The 4611-nt window shown below is 37.7% G+C and carries 3 protein-coding genes; 2 read left to right on the top strand and 1 reads right to left on the bottom strand.

Annotation, left to right across the window (positions count from 1 at the left end):
- Both AC4MRQ_RS24975 and AC4MRQ_RS24970 read left to right on the top strand, forming a co-directional pair.
- Window positions 1-965: DUF4374 domain-containing protein (locus AC4MRQ_RS24975; protein WP_491200457.1), on the top strand; the 965-nt coding region annotated here is incomplete at its 5' end.
- Between the two features lie 50 nt (window positions 966-1015).
- Window positions 1016-2161, top strand: a complete 1146-nt coding sequence (locus AC4MRQ_RS24970; RefSeq protein WP_491200456.1) for a PepSY-associated TM helix domain-containing protein — start codon at window positions 1016-1018, stop codon at window positions 2159-2161.
- A 337-nt stretch (window positions 2162-2498) separates the two neighbouring features.
- Here the strand turns inward: AC4MRQ_RS24970 and AC4MRQ_RS24965 are convergent, their stop codons facing one another.
- Window positions 2499-4262: a PAS domain-containing protein gene (locus AC4MRQ_RS24965; protein WP_491200455.1), complete on the bottom strand. Its 1764-nt coding sequence runs from the start codon at window positions 4260-4262 to the stop codon at window positions 2499-2501.
- Window positions 4263-4611: the final 349 nt, after the last annotated feature.

The raw sequence follows: 4611 nt of genomic DNA, 5'->3' as shown, positions 1-4611 counted from the left end.
CTAGTGGTTACGATGATAGTAACGAATGTATTGCTTATCATGATAATAATGCAGGCAAAGTGGTTGAAAAAGGTAAGTTTATTTTTAATAACCCGATTGAGATGTTTGGTCATGATGGTGATGATACTTTCCTTGGTATGGAGATTATACGTGCAGGATTCAGTGACCGTAACCTGTACTTTGTTGATGCTGACAATGTAATGGTTACTAAAAAAGTAGGTACACGCATATGGGAAGACCAGGATAATAAACTGGCAGCATGGCCAACAGCATTAATGGTACGTGGTGATAAATTATTTGTCCCTTTCCATAAAATTGACTCGGAAGGTAATTGGACAACACCTGAACCTGATAACGCTTATATAGCAATATATTCCTATCCGAATGTAACAAGTGAATCGGAAAAAATCATTATAGATGATCGTACAGGTAACATTGGAGCCAATGGTTTCACTACCGGATTGATCCAGGCTGATAACGGCGACCTTTATTCATATTCATGTGGTGCTGTTATGGCAGGTTTTGCACCGGCATCAACCAAACCATCAGGCATATTAAGAATCAAAAGTGGAGAAACAGAATTTGATGACAATTATTTCTTAAATATCGAAGAAAAAACAAATGGCGGCAAAATCTTTTGGTTCGATTATGTTGGTAATGGAAAAGCGTTAGCTCGAATCATCACTGAAGACCTTAATGTACCTTGGGGTGCTTATGGTCGTGAAATCTTCAACCAAAAATTAGTGATTATTGACTTGGAAGCTAAAACTGTTACCGATGTAGCTAATGTTCCATTACATGCCAAACGCTATACTTCACCACTTATGGTTGAGAACGGTATGGTATACGTCAGCATTGAAACTGCCGATGATGCTTATGTTTACAAAGTTGATGTGGCCAATGCTACGGGCACTAAAGGTGCTAAAATTGTTGGCAAGACCATCAAAGGGTTTTACAAATTATAATAACATACGAAGGAAGCTGAATAAGCTTCCTTCCATATACCTTTAATTACATGTCGTTAAAAACTTTTTGGCGTAAAACACACCTGATTATCGGACTTGTTTCAGGCCTGGTTGTCTTTATATCGTCAATAACCGGAGCCCTTTACGTATTTAAAGATGAGGTTGAAAGTATAACACACACTTTTCGTCATGTTGAGCCGCTTGAAGATGATTTGCTGTTACCATCAGAGGTGTTCGCAATCGCCAAACAGGCTTTACCAAACACCCAGATACATGGTGCTATTTATAATGGAAAATCGCAAGTTGTTGAAGTGATTTATTATCAGGAATCTCCATTGTATTACGGGGGAGCATATGTTCATCCAATAACAGGGGAGGTGGTAAAGCAGGTGAATTTTTTCCGTACTTTTTTCGGGCTGATGCTGGCCGGACATACATCGCTGTGGCTGCCCCCAACCATTGGCATGCCAATTATTGCGGTTTCGGTCATAATGTATCTGATCCTGGTTATCAGCGGTATCGTATTATGGTGGCCTAAAGGCAAAAAACGAAATGGGGTATTTACATTCACTAAAACAAATAAGCTTTTAGTTAAGATTAAAGAATGGCATGTTGTATTTGGTTTTTATGCCACTTTTTTTGTGCTTATCATGCTGTTGACAGGAGCCATTTGGTTATTCAAAGGCTTTGAGCAAGGTATTTACAGTTCCTTGGGTGGAAATAAAGAAGTGAGTTTTTCCTATCCGAAATCAGATGTGAGCAAGGCAGGCTCGTTACCTTCACACGTCAATGTGGTGGATAGTGTTTTTCAAATCGTGAGTAAAGAATTTGGCTCTGAAGCTAATATTGAAATTCATGATATATCGGATGCAGAGTCATCCATTTTGGTAGAGGTAAATTGCAAACCAGGTACTTACTGGCAAATGGATTATTTATACTACGACCAGTATACATTAAAAGAAGTAACACCGTCTCACATTTATGGCCGATATGAAAATGCCGATATGGCCGATACAGCGATTCGATTAAATTACGACATTCATTCCGGTGGCATTGGTGGTTTTCTTGGCAAGTTGCTGGCTTTTTTGGTAAGCCTGTTATCAGCCAGCTTCCCAATTACGGGATTCATCTATTGGTTGAAACGCACCCGTGAAAGCAAACAACGCAAGAAAGACTTTATTGCTGAGTTGAAATAATAACCTGAGTTTGATTTAAATTTCAAACCTCAGATTGATCTAAAAAGTTGATTGACAAGTTAGAATTTTAGAGGAATAGTGAACTATTACGATAAAATTTAACGAAGTCAATCAGCTTTCTTAGACGAAGCTATAAGTCATTCCACTTATAAACAGCAATTTTCTTCATATAAATGATTCGAAATAATCCACTATTACTTCATCCTTTATATTCGTAAATTGCTATTTATAAGCGGTCTGAGGTCGAAATTTAATGTCAATCTCAGGTTAATAGATAGGAAAAAATCCCGCAGAGTTTAATCTTTGCGGGATTTTTGTTTCTAATAAGAATTGCCTGCTAGCTTTTATGTCTGGCAATTTCTTCATTGATTTTATTCAGCAACTCATCAGTATAATAACCACCTCGTTTTGCAATCATATCAATGGTAGCAATAGTACCCATGGTTTTAAAAACGACCGGATTTTTCAGTTGCTTGTATTTAGGATTAAGCTTAACTAGGAAATCTTTTATAAATGGATATTGCTTAACAACTGTTGCTATAATGCTTGATGGTGTCACAGTGCCATCTGCTTTTTCAACTCTATCTGCAGCATTCTGCTCATTCTGGCCTTCGTTTTTCCAGGTTAAAAGCTTTTGAGAACCTGTTAAACTGCGAATATGCGTTACATCCTGCATCATCTCCAACACACCTTTAAAATGACCCTCGTCATCGCGCACGGCATTGTAGATGATGTAAATAAATTTACCTCCCATTTCCAGCCAAAACTCAGCTTCATCCTGCTCACCTTTTCTGAAGGCGTCAATGATCTGCTCAACGGTTTCCACGCTTTCACGCGGGTGACAGTTTTGCACTTTACGGCCGATAACGCCAGCACTTCGAGGAAAAACACGGTGTTTGGTATCACTGTAAAACTTCACTACATCATTTTCATCTACATAAGATAAATCGACCTGCAGGTGTTTAAAAATAAGGTTGATACGTTCCAGAGTGAGTTTACCCATACTAACATCCATCTCCTCATTAGAACCTAATGATGATGCGACACCGTGTTTTGCTAAAACAGCTGTTAAATCACTTAATAAGGAATTATTTTCATCCTTGGGTTCCTCTTTTACATCTATGCTTTGTTTTACCTTAAAAGCTGGCGGATTATCAATCAGGCAGTAGCCAATCTCATCATCACTGATGCGCATTTGAGCAAATTCGGCATCAGATAAAAGCTGGAGTGAAGTTGGGTAAAGCACCTCTCTTTCTTTCTCCAGAATATCGCGCACCACATAAAACACATTGGCTTGTGCATCTAAAAAAGCCTTATCGTTATCTGCTTGCAAAAAAGCATGAGCTGCTTTAATGGTTTCGCGCACTTTGTTATCAAATGACCACATGACTTTTGAAGGGCGGTCAAACCCTTTTACTTCCAATGCAGAAAATAGCTGGTTTTGTTTACGGCTGAAATGTACATTTATCTGCGATAGTTTTTCGTATAATTCAAGCCATTGGTTTTTAATGAATTTACCATTAAGTAACTGTTCCATTTGTTGCAACACTTTCTCCAGTGCATCAGCTTCTCGTTGGTAAGTATGAATAGGATGACCAGCCGGTAATTTTAACTCGACAGTTTCCATAACATCTTTAAATACTTCAATGATGTCGTCCATATCATCGACCATGTGCTCATCGCTAATGCCATATTCAATCATTTGCTGCTCGCCGTAGGCAAATTCTTCAGCAGTGATTTTTTTGAAGATTTTATTCACCAATTCTTTAGCTGCTTGTGGTGTTAGCTCCTTATTAAACACCTTCAACTTGATATCCATGATCTTTTGCATCTTATCATGATCCAGATCCAGGTATTGTTTCATCTTTAAATCAGTTTTGGGCATAAACCATACATGGAATTCATCTTCGGCTTTTTGTTCCACCTTTTTATCAAATCCTTTTTTAGCCATTAGCTCGTACAAAGGGAAAGGTTCAAAATCCTTGATAACATGTAATCCTTCGCCAGGCTGTAATTCTTTTAATGTATCTGTAATACATGCATGAAATTCTTCTTGTTGGTTTCGGCCGTCAAGCTTTATAAATGTGATGTCTGATTTCATTATAATATTATTTTATTTCGTAATAAAACCAATAGACGAGTATGGTGTTTAGCCAATTTGTGCATTTCTGACCGTTCTCAATGAAAATCCCTAAATGTTGGGATGGAATTGTCCGGCTAGACTTTATTAAAGCTTGAAATAACAAGCAAAGTTTTCTGATGAAAAGCTCGGGATCTTAGAATCTGATTTTGAATAAGTGCGCAATGTCAAAACTTCAATTTGTTAAAAAACCTTAACTATCTTTCAATTTCTTTCATTACGTTTGTATGCCTTATAAGGTAATGGTTTAATACCTCAATGGTGATGATGAAGTTAGCGCGGCATAAGATATCAGAAGACGCTTCAATTC

The organism is Carboxylicivirga sp. (genome assembly GCF_982718395.1).
Note: the sequence above shows the minus strand (reverse complement) of the source record. Positions and strands in the feature narration are given on the sequence as shown.